The following is a 13694-nucleotide window of genomic DNA, read 5'->3' on the forward strand; positions in this document are numbered from 1 at the left end:
GCTGCGCGCGACGACTCACTTGCGCCTGCAGCGATGCTTGGTCGATTCACTGCGTGCGGATGGCGCCATCGCCGATGCCCAGGCAGAGGCGCAGCGCAGCCAGGCTGCGTCGACTGAAGCTTGGGGCCGGCGGCTTTTCCTTTTCGTTGGCGGAGCTTTCCTCCGCGACGTCAGCAGACGTCAGCGAGGGTTCGACGATATGGCCATGCAGGAACAGCAGATCACGCCATGGCCAGCGCATGCGAGTCTCCCGTGCTTGAATCAGTAGTCGGCGCAGTGTCGACGGTGTCGCCTGCGAAGAGCGTGGCCATCATCGAGGGGCGTTCGCTCATGCGTTCGTGCCAGGCCGCCAGGCGCCGCCGGCCGTCGCGGAAAGCATAGACCTGCCGGAATTCGACCCAGCTCAGTGCCGTGGCCAATGCGATATCACCGATATCGATGACCGAGCCATCGCCGAGATGCGCCTCCAGGAAATCGCAGGTAGCCTCGATCTTCTGCAGATGGCCATCGCGCAGCGGCGCCCAGCGAAACGCTTCGGGCCGGCGCGTGGTTTCCCATCGCACTGCGATGCCCGCATCGGCGATACCCATCGTTATGGCCTGATGTCGCAATGCCATGAAGCGCCGCCCTGGTTCGGCGGGAAAAAGCGGGTGGCCATGGTGCAAGCCATCCAGGTACTCGCAGATCACGCTGGAATCGAAAAGCACCGCACCGTCGTCGCAGATCAGGACGGGTACCTTGCCCAGCGGATTGAGTGCAAATACCGCGCTGTTGCGCAAGGTCGGGCTGGTTTCGTGATGGATCACTTCAAGCCGCTCGGCGAGGCCGATTTCGTGAGCGGCAACCAGCACTTTTCGTGCATAGGGCGAATGGGACTGATACAGGAGCCTCATGGGACGTGCGCACTCTTGGGTGGGGGACGGTGCGAGCTATGCTAGGGTGCGTTCGCGCGGCCAGACCGCGATTGAGCAAGGCAAGACAGGATTTTTCCCCGCCTCACGGAGATTTCGCGCCCATGGCCACGCCGCTGGACAAGATCGATCGACGCATCCTGGCCATTGTGCAAAAAGACGCGCGACGTCCCGCCGAATTGATCGGCGCGGACGTGGGACTGTCGGCTTCGGCCGTGCAGCGACGCATGGCGCGGATGCGCGACGAACGCATCATCACGGCGGAAGTGGCGGTGATCGATCCGATGAGCGTCGGCCACCCCTTGACCATGATCGTCGACGTGGAAGTGGAGCGCGAACGGCCGGAGCTGCTGGCGAGCCTCAAGCAATGGATCGCCGCCCAGCCTTTCATCCAGGAGGCGTGGTACGTCACCGGTGCGGGCGACTACGTGCTGATCGTGATCGCACGCGACGTCGATGATTTCGAAGCATCGATGCAACGCATGATCGCCGAGAACGCGAACGTGCGGCGGTTCCATACGCGCGTGGCGCTGAGCACGCTCAAGCGTGGACTGCTGGTACCGATGGCAGCCATGGACGACTAGGCCGGTGCGTTAGCCGCCGTGGATGGCCTGCAGCACCTGGCTGGTGAAGCGCGTGTCGCCCAGCTGCAGATCGGGAGACAGGCGCGCCGTGATCTCCTGCAGCAGCCAGACGTTGCCGTCGGGGTCCTTGAACGAGGCGAAACTGGCGTAGCTTTGTCGCGTCGGGTTGAGGCCGCGGACCACGCACTGGTCGTCCGCATGGTGGAACACGCCGCCGGCGTCATGGAAGGGTTGGCTCACCTCGACACCGCGGCGTATCAACTCCTCGCGCGCCAGTTTGAGGTCGGCCACGATGAGGTAGTGATCCCGCGCCGAGCCCGGCGCCGCCGTGGTGACGTTCTTGCCGAAGATGATCGAGCACCCCGAACCTGGCGGGGTGAACTGGATCACCCGATAGTCCTCGCCCTTGCGGAAGTCCAGATCGAGCCGCCAACCCAGCGCGCCGTAGAAGCGCTTTGCGTGGTCGACATCCGAAACCGGCAGGACCACGATTTCGATCTTCATGTCGAAGGTGAGTGGGCTTGGTGCTTCGGTAGTCGTTTCGTGATGCTCTTGCACGAGGCTCATGCATGGCTCCTTGGTGGCTCGAGGTGCCGGGCTTCGTGTGGGAGCGCACCCTGTGCGCGACTGCGACGCTTCGATGTACCACGGTCCCGGACGTCATCGCGAAAAGCTGTCGCGCACAGGGTGCGCTCCCACAACATCGTCGTCCGCTCGGTCGAAGCGCGATGCTAGGCAGCCAGCCTCCTGCATGCCATTGCACCAAGGTGTCGCTCCATCGGCGTGGCGAAATCGCCGTGCTGCGCATGCATACCATGGTCGTGCCGATACCAAAGTGTGCTGGTCCGGCGCCATGGCCGGCGGGACACTGTCGCCTCCCTTCGCCCATGCCTGCGACAGGAGCCACCATGAATGACAGCAAGCCTTCCGCGCAGCTGCGCATCACGCGGCGTACGCCCGCTTACTGGCGTGTCACCATCGACAATCCGCCGATCAACGTGATGGGTCCGCCCATGGTGCGGGACTTCCAGCATGTGATCGAGGCCATCGAAGCGGATGAGCAGGTTCGCGTGGTGGTATTTGACAGTGCCGTCGATGGCTACTTCCTCAACCACTCCGATTTCAACGCGCGGTTCGAGGACCTCACCAGCATGCCCAACGGTCCCACCGGGCTGCCGCCATGGCCCGATGTGCTGGTACGCCTCACGCATGCACCGGTGGCGTCGATCGCGCTCATACGCGGTCGCGCGACCGGCAACGGCAGCGAACTCACGCTTGCCTGCGATATGAGTTTCGCCAGTCGCGAGAAGACCATCATTTCGCAATGGGAGGCCGGCGTCGGCCTGGTGGCTGGCGGCGGACCGATGGCGCGCCTGCCGCAGCTGATCGGCCGCAATCGCGCACTGGAAGTGCTGCTGAGCTCGGAAGACCTGAGCGGCGATCAGGCGGCTGCTTACGGTTACGTCAATCGCGCCTTGCCTGATGCCGAACTCGACGATTTCGTCGAGGCGCTCGCTCTGCGCATCTCGCGCTTCGACAAGTGGGCGCTGGCCAATACCAAGCGCCTGGTCAATACGCAGCTGCCGCCGGAGGTGGAGATTGGCGCCGGCTGGGATACATGCATGGCGTCGATTGGCCGCGAGCACGCGCAGCAGAGCATCAAGGCGCTGATGGCGAAGGGCTTCCACCAGCCGGGCGATATCGAAGAACGCCTGGCCTATCACATCGGCCAGCTGGGTCAGTGACAGTTATCCAAAGGAGAATCTTATGGACCTGCTTGCGACGGCGAAGGCCCTGGCAGAACGCGTGGAGGCCGAAGCGGCACGGGTCAAGGTGCCGGTAGCGGTATCCGTGATGGACGTGCACGGCAACCTGATCCTGCAGCATCGGATGAATGATGCGCCGCTGTTCGCGCTCGAGATTTCCGAGCGCAAGGCGTATACGTCGGCGCTCATCAAGGTGCGCACCGCCGATCTTCTCCCGCTGGTGCAGCCGGGACAGGATCTGTTCCCCTTGCTCACGCTGGCCTGTGGACGCTTTACCGCAATGGGCGGTGGCGTGCCGATCCGCGAGAGCGGCCAGGTCGTCGCCGGCCTGGGCGTCAGCGGCGGCGCCACCACGCAAGAGGATATGGCGATCGTCGACGCCGTGGTGACCTAAGCGGCGTGCAAGTCGCGCATCGTCGTTGAAGACCACTGGACATGCAGCACGGGCCGCTGGTCACCCGGACGACGCCGGTCAGCACAGATGCGTAGACCGTTCGGCGGGATCGTCCCTAGCCTTGGTGACTCTCCCAACGGTCAAACATCATGCGCACGTCGTTCCTCTTGGTTGCCCTGCTGATCGCTGTTCCCGTCCACGCCGCCGATCCCTGGCAACTGGTCGACGATGCCTCGCCCGCATTCGCGCCGGATGGGCGATCGGTAGTGTTCTCCCGTGGCGAAGGCGCCGAGCGGCACCTCTATGTCGCCGAACGCGGCGCGGCGGATTGGATGCCGGCGACACGCGTTCCGTTCTCGGCATCGTGGATGGACCTGGAGCCGGCGATGGCGCCGGACGGTTCGTACGTGGTGTTTGCGTCCAACCGTCCGGCTCACAACGACGGTGCGGCGCTGGACGGCTACTTCATGGGCAAGCCCAGGCCGGGGCGTGGCGGCAACCTGTGGCGGGTGGATCGCACTGCGCAAGGGTGGGGTGTGCCGCAGCGTTTGCCTGACACCATCAATGACGGCAACGCGATTTTCTCGCCGGCCGTGGCGGCCGATGGCAGCCTGTATTTCATGAAGCCTGACCCAAGCAGCGGCAAGTTCCGGCTGTATCTCAGCCGCTGGCAGGACGGTCGATTCCAGCCGCCGAGTCCCTTGAGTTTCAGCGACGGGACGGCCGGCGACTACGATCCGGCCGTGGCGCCCGATCAGTCTTTCGTGGTGTTCAGCTCGTCGCGGTCGCCTGCGGCGGCGAGCGGCAGCGCGCTCTTCATCAGCGTCGCCACGCCGCAGGGCTGGAGTACGCCGCAGCCGCTGGGCCCGCTGGGCATCGAAGCGAGGCTTGCGCCCGATCTTGCCACGCTCTACTACAGCGGCAAGGATCAGCATATCCACGCCTTCGCGTTGGCGCAGTGGCGCGCGACGCATCGAGACGTTGCGCCTGCGATGACGAGCGCCATGCCTGGAAAGTGAACTGGCTCGCGCGCCGCGCCAATAAAGAGGGGCAGTGGGTCCCAGGAAAAGCATTGGGACACTGCCCCGTTGCGCTTACCGTAGCGTCGCCAAGACATGCGGTGCCTGGAGGGCTTGTGGTTGAAGCGCACAGTGATATTACGCGGCCGTGTGTTAGCCGCGATGCAATCCGCGTGGATTCGTTGTTAACGCGCTTGTTGCGTCAGCCGCGCTGCGCCGAGGAGCCGGATACATAAGGGCTGCCGCGCACGCTCCATCGCCAGGGATGCTCCTTGCCCACGCTGATGCCAATGCGCAGGCTCACCAGCGGATCCTTGGGCGGCGCCATGCCGTCGTCGACGATGGCGAAACCGTCGAGGGCCTCCACCAGATCGATGCCGTTCTGGGCGTGGTCGATACCCATCGCCTGCGTGAGGCGGGCGGGCCCGCGGCACAGGTCGCGATCGACCAAGGTGTTTGGGCGTGCTGCACGCATTTGCGCGAGGCCGTGCACAGGTTCCAGCGCGCGCAGGAGCACGCCGCAGCCGCTGCCCGCCGGACCGCTGACGCAATTGCTGCACCAGTGCATGCCATAGGTGAAGTAGACATACATATGCCCCGGCGGGCCGAACATCACGGCATTGCGTGGCGTTTTTCCGCGGTAGGTGTGCGCTGCTGGATCGATGGCGCCCAGATAGGCTTCCACTTCCACGATGCGTCCGGCCCGGCCATCGGTGGAGGCCAGGACTTTGTTGAGCAGACGCGGCGCCAGCGTGGTGGCGGAGCGCTGGAAAAAGACACGCGACAGGGGCTTGCCTGGCCAGCTGATCGGCGCGGTTGTCGATTGACCCACCCTAACTCTCCATCCGCGCGCTGTGTGCCGAGGCCACCGTCATTTCCAGATAGAGCTCGCGGTAGGCGTCCACCAGGCCGTCGAGCGTGAAGGCCCGGTTTCTGCCGCTGGGGTTGGGAAGTATCCACACGATCGCGCCTTCGAAGGTGTCGGCTTGTCTGCCCCAGGCGAGTTCGCGCTGACCGGACAGTCCCGCATAGGCCGCCTTGCCCAGAAAGGCCACAAAGCGCGGGGCGTGGCGGGCGATCTTGCGCTTGAATGCCGCGGCGGCCGCGGTGAATTCCGCCGGCGCCAGCTCATCGGCGGCTGCGGTCGCCCGCGTCACAACCGTCGTCAGACCATAGCCGTAGCGCAGGATGCTGCGGTCCTGCGCGGGCGCGATCTGTTCGGGCGTAAATCCCGCGAGATGCAGCACACGCCAGAAACGATTGCTTCCGCTCACGAAATGATGACCCGCCGTGGCCGCCGTCATGCCCGGGTTGATGCCGCAGAACACCACCTTGAGCCCATCGGCCAGGAGGTCGGGTAGCTGCCTGCTCACGAGCCGACCGTCACTCGCACATCACGCTGACTGCCTTTTGCGCCAGCTTGCGCAGCTCAGTCTTTGAACTGCCGGAGCGGGCGCGCACGGCCAGCGAGTGCATGGTGGCGGAGGCGAGCAGGGCGAGCGCCTTGGGATCGGCATCCGCATTCAACTCACCGGCACTGCGAGCAAGCTTGAAGCGTGCTTCGAAATCCGCATCGAGCTTGCGAAAGCCATCCGCCGCCAACTTCTGGATCTGTGGATCGCCGGGCGCCTCGGTAATCGCCGTGCCGACCACGAAGCATCCCAGCACCTGGTCGTCGCCGGAGAAATAGATCGACAGCGCGGCGTCGTAAACCTTCATCAAGGTCTCGGCCAGGCTTCCGCCGCTGGCGAAGGCCTTGTGCATCAGCTCGAACTTGCGTTCCCAGTAGTCGTTCAAGGCCTTGACGTAGATGTCGTGCTTGTCGCCAAACGCCGCGCGAAGGCTGGGGCGGTTCATGCCGGTCGCGGCGGAGATGTCGTCCAGCGACGTGCCCGAGTAGCCGGTCTTCCAGAACGCCTCGGCGGCCTGGCGCAGCGCTGTTTCCGGTTCGTAGGCACGGGGCCGCCCGCGGGGCCTTTTTTCGGTCTTTGCTGTTTTTGTACTTGATCGCATAAAAAACTTGACCTCTCGTCGATAGCGGGATTATTATCCTGATAAGTACAAAATTCAACAGGCATGGCGCAAAGCCTCCATGCCGTGCCAGTCAATAGGAACCAGTCATGCGTAAGCAGTTTGATGAAACCAGCGATGGCCTGGGCTCAGGTCATGCCGAGACGGCGGGTCGGGGCCTGAAGGAGCGGCTGCGCTGGCCCCTGATGGCGGCGCTGCCGCTGCTGCTGATCGTCGGTGGCGGTGCCCGATACTTCCACGGTGCGCATGACGTGTCGACCGACGACGCCTTCGTGCGAGCCGCCAAGGTGTCCATCAATGCCCGCATTCCCGGCCAGGTGGTAAAGGTGGCGGTGATCGACAACCAGCCGGTCAAGGCCGGCCAGCTGTTGTTCGAAATCGATCCCGAACCCTATCGCATCGCGGTGGAGCAGGCGCAGGCGCGTCTCAACAGCGCGCGCCTGCAGGTGGAAGCGCTCAAGGCGACCTATCGCCGGCAATTGGCCGACCTGGAATCGGCCAAGGCATCGGCAGATTTCGACGGTCGCGAATACGCGCGCAAGAAGGCCTTGCTCGCCTCCGATTTCGCCTCGCGCGCCTCCTACGAGCGTGCCGAGACCGACATGCAGGTATCGCGTCAGCACATTGCATCGGCGCAGCAGGATGTCGCCAACACCGTGGCTGGCTTGAACGGCGATCCCAATATCGAGGCCGATCGGCATCCGGCCGTGCGCGAGGCGCGGGCTCAACTGGATCGTGCGCAGCTCGATCTTTCCTATACCCGCGTGTTGGCGCCGGACGATGGCGTGGTCACCAAGGTGGACGATCTGCAGGTCGGTGATTTCGTCAGCAGCGGGGCCACCGTGTTCTCGATGATGTCGAGCCGGCATGTCTGGATCGAAGCGAATTTTCGCGAGACCGGTCTGACCCATATGCGGCCCGGCCAGGCGGCGACGATCGATGTTGATACCTATCCCGGGCATGGCTTCAAGGCGCATGTGGTGAGCATGAGTCCGGGCACCGGTTCGGAATTCGCGCTGCTGCCGCCGGAAAACGCCACCGGCAATTGGGTGAAGGTGGTGCAGCGTCTGCCGGTGCGCCTGGAACTGGATGCGATTGATCCGAACTGGCCGCTGTACTCGGGCATGAGCGTCACCGCGCAAGTGGACACGCGCCAGCAAGCCCAGGCGACCCATCGTGCTGCGGGAGCAGGGCAGTGAACACCGCCCACGACCACAACAGCGAGGTGCGGGCGCATGGGAGCCTCGTCGCCGCCGCGTTGCTGGCGACGTATATGCAGGCGGTGAATATCTCGATCCCGAACGCGGCGGTCCTGCATGTGCAGGGCGGCCTGTCGATGACGGACGATGAGATTGGCTGGGTGTTCTCCTCGTATATCGCCGCAAGCGCCATCGTGATGCCGTTGACGCATTGGCTGGCCGGCCGCTTCGGCAGGAAGCGGGTGTTCCTGGTGTCGCTGGCGCTGTTCAGTCTTGCGCTGGTCCTCGACACGCTGGCGACGACGCCGCTGCAGTTCGTATCGGCGCGCATCCTGCAAGGCGCCGCCAGTGGCACGCTGGCGCCGCTGTCGATGGCGATCCTGCTGCACGAACTGCCGCCCCTGCGCCACGGCCGCATCGGCATGGCCTGGAGCGTGATTGCCTTGCTCGGCATCTTGAGCGGCCCGGCGATCGGTGGATGGCTGGGTGAATACGTCGGCTGGCATGCGATCTTTTATTTCAGCCTGCCGATGGCTGCGTTCATTGCTGTGGCGATGAGTGTGTACCTGAAGGAAAAGAAGCTGCACAAGCTGGAGCACTTCGACTTCTTCGGGCTGGTGACGTTTTCCATGGGCATCGCCGGCCTGCAGATGATGCTCGACCGCGGCGAACGCCTGGAATGGTTTGCCTCGCCGGAGATCTGGGCGGAAGCGATCGCTTCGGCGCTGGGTTTCTATCTCTACATCGCGCATGTGCTGACCAAGGACCATCACTTCCTGCACAAGGCCTTGTTCAAGGACCGCAACTTCCGCGTGGCGACGGTGATGTTCTTCGCGTTCGGCTTTGTGCTGCTGCCGACGCTGGCGCTGACCTCGCCGATGCTGGAGGAACTGCTCGGCTATCCGGCGGATACGGCCGGTTACCTGAGCATTCCGCGCGGCGTCGCCCTGGTCGCGGCCTTGCTGCTGACCTGGCGCGCACCGTCGCGTTTGGACAATCGCTGGCTGATCCTCGGTGGCCTGGCGCTGGTGGTCTACGGCAACTGGCGCATGCTGGGCTACTCGCCCCTGATGGACTGGTGGCCGGTGGCGGCGGCGGGGGCCATTCAAGGCGCTGGCCTGGGCATGCTGATGCCGGCGCTCACGCGCGCTGCCTTCAGCACGCTCGATCCCCAATTCCGCGCGGAAGGGACGGTGCTGTTCAACCTGTCGCGCTTGTACGGCAGCACGATCGGCATCGCCATCGTGCAGATCTACTTCTACTGCAACACACAGAGCATGCACCTGGCGCTCGCCAGCAACCTCAGGCCGTACCGCACCGGGCCTCTGACGGGGCAGGCGCTGGCCATGATGAATGAGCTGGTGACCGGCCAGGCGGCGTTGGTCGCGGTGATCGGTCAGTTCAAGCTCTTGATGATCGCGATGCTGATCGTCAGTCCGCTGGCTCTGTTCCTGCGCAAGCCGCGTACCGGCATCTGAAATTCTGGAGTCACAGCATGAAACCGCTCAATTCAACCGCGTCGGGACGTTTTGTCCGCACGCTCCTGCTGGCCGCTGCCGCGCCCGCGCTTTTGTCCGCGTGCATGGTGGGGCCCAACTTTGAACGGCCGGCGGCGCCGACCACCGGGCACTACGATGCGCAGGCCGAGCAGGCGCTCGACGCCAGTCATCCGACGGCAGGCGCGGCGCATGTCGAGCCTGGCAAGAAAATGCAGGGCGACTGGTGGTCGACACTGGGCTCGGCCAAACTCGACGAGGTGATGCGCAAGGCGATCGCCGGCAATTTCAACCTGCAGGCCGCCGACGCGACCATCGCCCAGGCCAATGAAGCGGTCGCTGCCACTGCCGGCGCCTTGAGTCCGCAAGTGGGGTTCGGCGCCACAGGCGGCCGTCAGAAGTCCGGCAACGGATCCGGTGTCGGCACGTCCAATTTCTATGCGGTCGGGCCGCAGGTGAGTTTCGACTTCGACCTGTTCGGCGGCACCAGGCGCAAGGTCGAGGAGCGCACGGCGCTCGCCGAGCTGGAGCAGCATCGCTTCGATGCGGCCTATCTCACCGTGACCGGCGATGTGGCGAGCCAGGCCATCCTGTTGGCTTCGGCTCGTGCACAGATCAAGGCGGTACAGGTGTTGATCGCCGACGACCAGAAGAACCTGGAGCTGGTGCGCAAGGCCCACGAATTGGGTACAGCCACCCAGGTTGATATCGCGCTGGCCACCACCCAGCTGGCGCAGGATGAAACCCTGCTGCCGCCGCTGGCGCAGCAGCGTGATGTGGCGCGGCACGCCTTGTCGATACTGGTGGGCAAGAGTCCTGGTGACTGGACGGCGCCGGATTTCGATCTCAGCGATTTCGCATTGCCCGAAAGCCTGCCGCTGAGTTTGCCCTCGGAGCTGGCGCGCGAACGCCCCGACATCCTTGAGGCCGAGGCGCAGCTGCATGCGGCCAGCGCCGAAATTGGCGTGGCCACGGCGGACATGTATCCGCATCTGACCCTGTCTGCGTCGCTGACCCAGGCTGGCCCTGGCATCGGAACCCTGTTTGGTATCGCCGGCGCGCTGGCCGGGCCGATCTTCGACGGCGGCACCTTGAAGGCCAACCGTCGCGGCGCCGTGGACGGCTACAAGGCGTCGCTCGCGGGTTACCAGCAAACCGTCATCACCTCGCTGGGCCAGGTGGCGGACGTGCTGCAGGCGATCAACCACGACACTGAAGAGTACTCAGCGCAGGAGCGCGCCTTGAGCGCGGCCGAGACCAGCTTGAAGTTGAACCAGCAGGGTTATCGGGTGGGCGAAATCGGCGTGCTGCAGGTGCTGGATGCCGAGCGTGCTTATCAGCGCGCCTTGATTGGCCATGTGCAGGCACAGACGGCACGTCACCTGGACAGTGTGCAGCTTTCGATCGCCCTGGGTGGCAATGCCAATGGCGTCTCCGAACAGCGCGTGGCGTCACGCAACCAGCCCTGAGCAGCTGCACCGATGGACATCCTCAACTCACGCCGCGGCTGCCCTGCGCAAGCCGCGCATCCGACTAGCGAGCACGACATGCGTACCTCCGATCCTCTTCGTTACACCACCATTCCACTGGCTCACGGCACCGGCGAGATGCCCGCGGTCGGATTCGGCACACTGATCGCCAACCGCGATGCCGCCAAACAGGCCATCAAGGCGGCGCTGGAAACCGGCTTCCGCCATCTCGACGCCGCAGAACGTTATCTCAACGAAGATGTGGTCGGTGCAGCGATGCAGGAGGCTTTCGCGGCCGGCATCGTGAAGCGCGAAGAGCTCTTTGTCACCACCAAGCTGTGGAACACCAATCATCGTCCGGAACGCGTACGGCCAGCGTTCGAGGCGAGCCTGCGTCGGCTCCAGCTCCACTACATCGATCTGTACCTGATCCACACGCCGTTTGCGTTCCAGCCGGGCGACGAGATGGACCCGCGCGATGCGCACGACCAGCCGATCTACGATACCGGCGTGACCCTGGTGGAAACCTGGCGCGCGATGGAGCGCCTGGTGGATGAAGGAAAGTGTCGCGCCATCGGGCTATCGGACATCACCCTGCCCAAGCTCAAGGAAATCGTCGAGGTGGCGCGCATCAAGCCCGCGGCAGTACAGGTGGAATGCCATCCGTATCTGCCCGAATGGGAACTGTTCGAATACTGCCAGCAACACGGCATCGTGCTGCTCGCGTTTGCGCCGCTGGGGCATGGCATGGAGCCGCGCATCACCGACGATGCAGTGATCACCGGCATCGCGCAGCGTGTTGGCAGGACGCCGGCCCAGGTGGCACTGGCCTGGGCGGCGCAGCGCGGCACGGCGTTTCTGACCACGTCGACCAACCCGGCGCATATCGAAGAGAACTTCGACATTGCCTCGCTGCCCGACGAGGCCATGCAACAGATGAAGCATGACATCACCACGACCATTCGCTTGAATGCGGTGGTGGAGACCGGCGTGCCAGGCTTTGTGCCACGGCGCAAATAAACGGGTGATGGTGCGCGGCCCTAGAGATCAAGTTCGATGTCGCTGCTGGGGCGCGCACAGCAAATCAGCACGCTCCCATCGGCGGGGGCGCCCACCGGCTCGGTGTCGTAGCGAATCTGGCCGGCAATCAGTGCGGTCTCGCAGGTATGGCAGACACCGGCGCGGCAGGACCAGCGCACCGGCACATCGCAGGCTTCGGCAAATTCCAGCAGGCTCTGATAGCGATCGGACCAGGGCAAGGCCAGGCTGCTGCGACTGAAGGAGACCGTGGGACCTTGTCCTGCGGGACCTGCCGGCGGATGCGGCGACCTGGCGGGGCCCGCAGCGATGCCCGGCGTGATCGACCCGACGCTGCCGAAGATCTCCGTGTGCAGATGCGTGGACGCGTAGCCCACCGCTGCCAGTCCATCCATCAGGTCAGACATGAAGCTGGTTGGGCCACATAGATAGAACTGCGCGTTGCTGGGCACTCCCAGTCGCTGGATCGTCGCTGCACTGATGCGTTCGGCGACGTCGAAATCGCGGCCCAACTGATCTTCAGCACGAGGCTGGCTATAGGCTACGAGCGCATGGACATGGGGCAGTTCGCCGAGCAAACGGCGGACTTCCGATGCAAACGGACGTTCGGCGCCGTTGCGCGCGCCGTAGATCCAGTAGACCTCGCGCCTGGCCGCCACGCCTTCCGCCGCCAATTGATGCAGCATGCCGAGCACCGGCGTGACACCGATGCCCGCGCTCACCAACACCACCGGATCGTCGCCTGCCTGCAGCGTAAACGTCCCACGTGGCGCACTGACCTCCATCAGGTCGCCCGCATGGACATGGCTGTGGATATATCGGCTGCCCTCGCCGGAGCCGCGCTTGATGCTCACGCGATAGCAGCCGTCTTCACCGATATTGGAGATCGAATAGCTGCGCGTGACTGCACTGCCACCGTCGGCTGCAGGCAGGCGCAGGACGACGAACGATCCTGCGGCCGGCGGCGCGAGGTACGGCGGCTCGGTCGCAATCAGCAGCAGGGACTTCACTTCGCTGCTTTCCTCCACCACGCTCACCACCTTCAGCGTGCGAAAGCCGGGCCATGCAGCCGGCGCCATCACCGGAGCGAGCCCGGCGTTGCCTGGCAGTCCCGCCGTGTTGGCCAGCAAGGCATCGAAGGACTGCTTCCAGCCAGGGCTGAGCGAAGGCTCGCTGGCTGCAAGCTGCAGGCGGTCCTTGGGATGATCGGGCAGATAGAGCAAGCCATCCACTTCGGCCACGGTCATGCCGGCACGTCCGCGCTCGACGCGCACGATCTCGTCGCCCGCGCCGATCTCGCCTTCCTCGATCACCCGAAGATAAAAGCCGGGCCGGCGATGCGAGACGAGCAGGGCAGGCATGCGCGGCTCGTCCATGCGTATGCCGACGCGGTAGCAGGTGACGCGTGGCTGCGATACCTCGAACAAGGCCCCGCCGATCCGATAACGGTCGCCGACGCAGACATCGTCATCGGCCAGTCCATCCACCGTCAGATTCTCGCCGAACATGCCGTATTCGCCCAGCGTTCGCTGCAGCACGTGCTCCCAGTAGCGGTACGAGGCGACCTGGTAGACCATCACCGCGCGATGCACGCCGCCGTGACCTTGCAGGTCGCCCTGGCCGTCACCGTCGAGATTGAGGCGGCGCGCCATCACGCGTCCGCCCACGGGACGTTTCCAGACCGCCGTCCGAACGGTTTTGCCGCGCCATGACACGTCTGCGGGAAGGCCGACATTGACGGATACGACGTGGCTCATGGATAACGACTCCGCACACATCAAGAGCGG

The 13694-nt window shown here is 64.5% G+C and carries 15 protein-coding genes; 8 read left to right on the forward strand and 7 right to left on the reverse strand.

Annotated elements, in window-relative coordinates:
• Positions 1 to 46: 46 nt before the first annotated feature.
• Together Y882_RS13940 and Y882_RS13945 are read right to left on the reverse strand one after the other, a co-directional pair.
• A complete protein-coding gene (locus Y882_RS13940) occupies positions 47 to 241 on the reverse strand; it encodes a hypothetical protein (protein WP_046972537.1) in 195 nt (64 codons plus the stop codon).
• Positions 222 to 893 carry a glutathione S-transferase family protein gene (locus Y882_RS13945; protein ID WP_046972538.1) on the reverse strand — a complete coding sequence of 224 codons (672 nt, stop codon included), beginning with the start codon at positions 891 to 893 and terminating at the stop codon, positions 222 to 224. Before Y882_RS13945 ends, Y882_RS13940 begins: the two co-directional genes overlap by 20 nt.
• 122 nt (positions 894 to 1015) lie before the next feature.
• Between Y882_RS13945 and Y882_RS13950 the strand changes: the two genes are divergently transcribed.
• Positions 1016 to 1495 carry an Lrp/AsnC family transcriptional regulator gene (locus Y882_RS13950; protein ID WP_046972539.1) on the forward strand — a complete coding sequence of 160 codons (480 nt, stop codon included), beginning with the start codon at positions 1016 to 1018 and terminating at the stop codon, positions 1493 to 1495.
• 9 nt (positions 1496 to 1504) lie between these two features.
• On the opposite strand, the gene Y882_RS13955 is transcribed toward Y882_RS13950, so the two are convergent.
• The gene (locus Y882_RS13955; protein WP_046972540.1) at positions 1505 to 2062 is read right to left on the reverse strand and encodes a VOC family protein; all 558 of its coding nucleotides are present in this window, start codon (positions 2060 to 2062) and stop codon (positions 1505 to 1507) included.
• A 341-nt stretch (positions 2063 to 2403) separates the two neighbouring features.
• Here Y882_RS13955 and Y882_RS13960 point away from each other — a divergent pair, with 341 nt between their 5' ends.
• The 3 genes from Y882_RS13960 (at position 2404) to Y882_RS13970 (ending at position 4674) form a co-directional block, all read left to right on the forward strand.
• Positions 2404 to 3240, forward strand: a complete 837-nt coding sequence (locus Y882_RS13960; RefSeq protein ID WP_046972541.1) for an enoyl-CoA hydratase/isomerase family protein — start codon at positions 2404 to 2406, stop codon at positions 3238 to 3240.
• A gap of 22 nt (positions 3241 to 3262) precedes the next feature.
• Complete coding sequence (locus Y882_RS13965) at positions 3263 to 3655, forward strand: GlcG/HbpS family heme-binding protein (RefSeq protein ID WP_046972542.1); 393 nt, start codon at positions 3263 to 3265, stop codon at positions 3653 to 3655.
• A 149-nt stretch (positions 3656 to 3804) separates the two neighbouring features.
• Positions 3805 to 4674 carry a TolB family protein gene (locus Y882_RS13970; protein WP_052950013.1) on the forward strand — a complete coding sequence of 290 codons (870 nt, stop codon included), beginning with the start codon at positions 3805 to 3807 and terminating at the stop codon, positions 4672 to 4674.
• 202 nt (positions 4675 to 4876) lie between these two features.
• Here the strand turns inward: Y882_RS13970 and Y882_RS13975 are convergent, their stop codons facing one another.
• Genes Y882_RS13975 through Y882_RS13985 form a run of 3 tightly spaced genes read right to left on the reverse strand, consistent with a single transcriptional unit; the run spans position 4877 to position 6687 of the window.
• Complete coding sequence (locus tag Y882_RS13975; protein ID WP_046972543.1) at positions 4877 to 5506, reverse strand: DNA-3-methyladenine glycosylase; 630 nt, start codon at positions 5504 to 5506, stop codon at positions 4877 to 4879.
• Position 5507: 1 nt separating this feature from the next.
• Entirely contained in the window at positions 5508 to 6047 is a 540-nt protein-coding gene (gene mug / locus Y882_RS13980) for a G/U mismatch-specific DNA glycosylase (RefSeq protein ID WP_046972544.1), read from the reverse strand.
• A gap of 10 nt (positions 6048 to 6057) precedes the next feature.
• Positions 6058 to 6687, reverse strand: coding sequence for a TetR/AcrR family transcriptional regulator (locus Y882_RS13985; RefSeq protein ID WP_046972545.1), 630 nt, complete (start codon positions 6685 to 6687; stop codon positions 6058 to 6060).
• A 107-nt stretch (positions 6688 to 6794) separates the two neighbouring features.
• Here Y882_RS13985 and Y882_RS13990 point away from each other — a divergent pair, with 107 nt between their 5' ends.
• From Y882_RS13990 to Y882_RS14005, 4 genes are all read left to right on the forward strand, one after another.
• The gene (locus Y882_RS13990) at positions 6795 to 7904 is read left to right on the forward strand and encodes an HlyD family secretion protein (RefSeq protein WP_082121118.1); all 1110 of its coding nucleotides are present in this window, start codon (positions 6795 to 6797) and stop codon (positions 7902 to 7904) included.
• On the forward strand, positions 7901 to 9382 hold the full coding sequence (locus tag Y882_RS13995) for a DHA2 family efflux MFS transporter permease subunit (RefSeq protein ID WP_046972546.1): 1482 nt from the start codon (positions 7901 to 7903) through the stop codon (positions 9380 to 9382). The genes Y882_RS13990 and Y882_RS13995 overlap by 4 nt, the downstream gene beginning before the upstream one ends.
• Before the next feature lie 17 nt (positions 9383 to 9399).
• Positions 9400 to 10869, forward strand: coding sequence for an efflux transporter outer membrane subunit (locus Y882_RS14000; protein WP_046972547.1), 1470 nt, complete (start codon positions 9400 to 9402; stop codon positions 10867 to 10869).
• A gap of 78 nt (positions 10870 to 10947) precedes the next feature.
• On the forward strand, positions 10948 to 11889 hold the full coding sequence (locus Y882_RS14005; RefSeq protein ID WP_046972601.1) for an aldo/keto reductase: 942 nt from the start codon (positions 10948 to 10950) through the stop codon (positions 11887 to 11889).
• 20 nt (positions 11890 to 11909) lie between these two features.
• On the opposite strand, the gene Y882_RS14010 is transcribed toward Y882_RS14005, so the two are convergent.
• The gene (locus Y882_RS14010) at positions 11910 to 13664 is read right to left on the reverse strand and encodes an MOSC and FAD-binding oxidoreductase domain-containing protein (RefSeq protein WP_046972548.1); all 1755 of its coding nucleotides are present in this window, start codon (positions 13662 to 13664) and stop codon (positions 11910 to 11912) included.
• Positions 13665 to 13694 lie beyond the last annotated feature (30 nt).

The sequence above is a fragment of the Dyella japonica DSM 16301 genome (genome assembly GCF_001010355.1).
Lineage (GTDB): Bacteria > Pseudomonadota > Gammaproteobacteria > Xanthomonadales > Rhodanobacteraceae > Dyella > Dyella japonica.

Excerpts from the sequence above, each read along its gene's own strand:
- Y882_RS13950 (WP_046972539.1), top strand. The coding sequence starts at position 1,016 with ATGGCCACGCCGCTGGACAAGATCGATCGACGCATCCTGGCCATTGTG.
- Y882_RS13985 (WP_046972545.1), bottom strand. The coding sequence starts at position 6,687 with ATGCGATCAAGTACAAAAACAGCAAAGACCGAAAAAAGGCCCCGCGGG.
- Y882_RS13945 (WP_046972538.1), bottom strand. The coding sequence starts at position 893 with ATGAGGCTCCTGTATCAGTCCCATTCGCCCTATGCACGAAAAGTGCTG.
- Y882_RS13955 (WP_046972540.1), bottom strand. The coding sequence starts at position 2,062 with ATGAGCCTCGTGCAAGAGCATCACGAAACGACTACCGAAGCACCAAGC.
- Y882_RS13990 (WP_082121118.1), top strand. The coding sequence starts at position 6,795 with ATGCGTAAGCAGTTTGATGAAACCAGCGATGGCCTGGGCTCAGGTCAT.
- Y882_RS14000 (WP_046972547.1), top strand. The coding sequence starts at position 9,400 with ATGAAACCGCTCAATTCAACCGCGTCGGGACGTTTTGTCCGCACGCTC.
- Y882_RS13965 (WP_046972542.1), top strand. The coding sequence starts at position 3,263 with ATGGACCTGCTTGCGACGGCGAAGGCCCTGGCAGAACGCGTGGAGGCC.
- Y882_RS13960 (WP_046972541.1), top strand. The coding sequence starts at position 2,404 with ATGAATGACAGCAAGCCTTCCGCGCAGCTGCGCATCACGCGGCGTACG.
- Y882_RS13940 (WP_046972537.1), bottom strand. The coding sequence starts at position 241 with ATGCGCTGGCCATGGCGTGATCTGCTGTTCCTGCATGGCCATATCGTC.
- Y882_RS14005 (WP_046972601.1), top strand. The coding sequence starts at position 10,948 with ATGCGTACCTCCGATCCTCTTCGTTACACCACCATTCCACTGGCTCAC.
- Y882_RS14010 (WP_046972548.1), bottom strand. The coding sequence starts at position 13,664 with ATGAGCCACGTCGTATCCGTCAATGTCGGCCTTCCCGCAGACGTGTCA.
- Y882_RS13970 (WP_052950013.1), top strand. The coding sequence starts at position 3,805 with ATGCGCACGTCGTTCCTCTTGGTTGCCCTGCTGATCGCTGTTCCCGTC.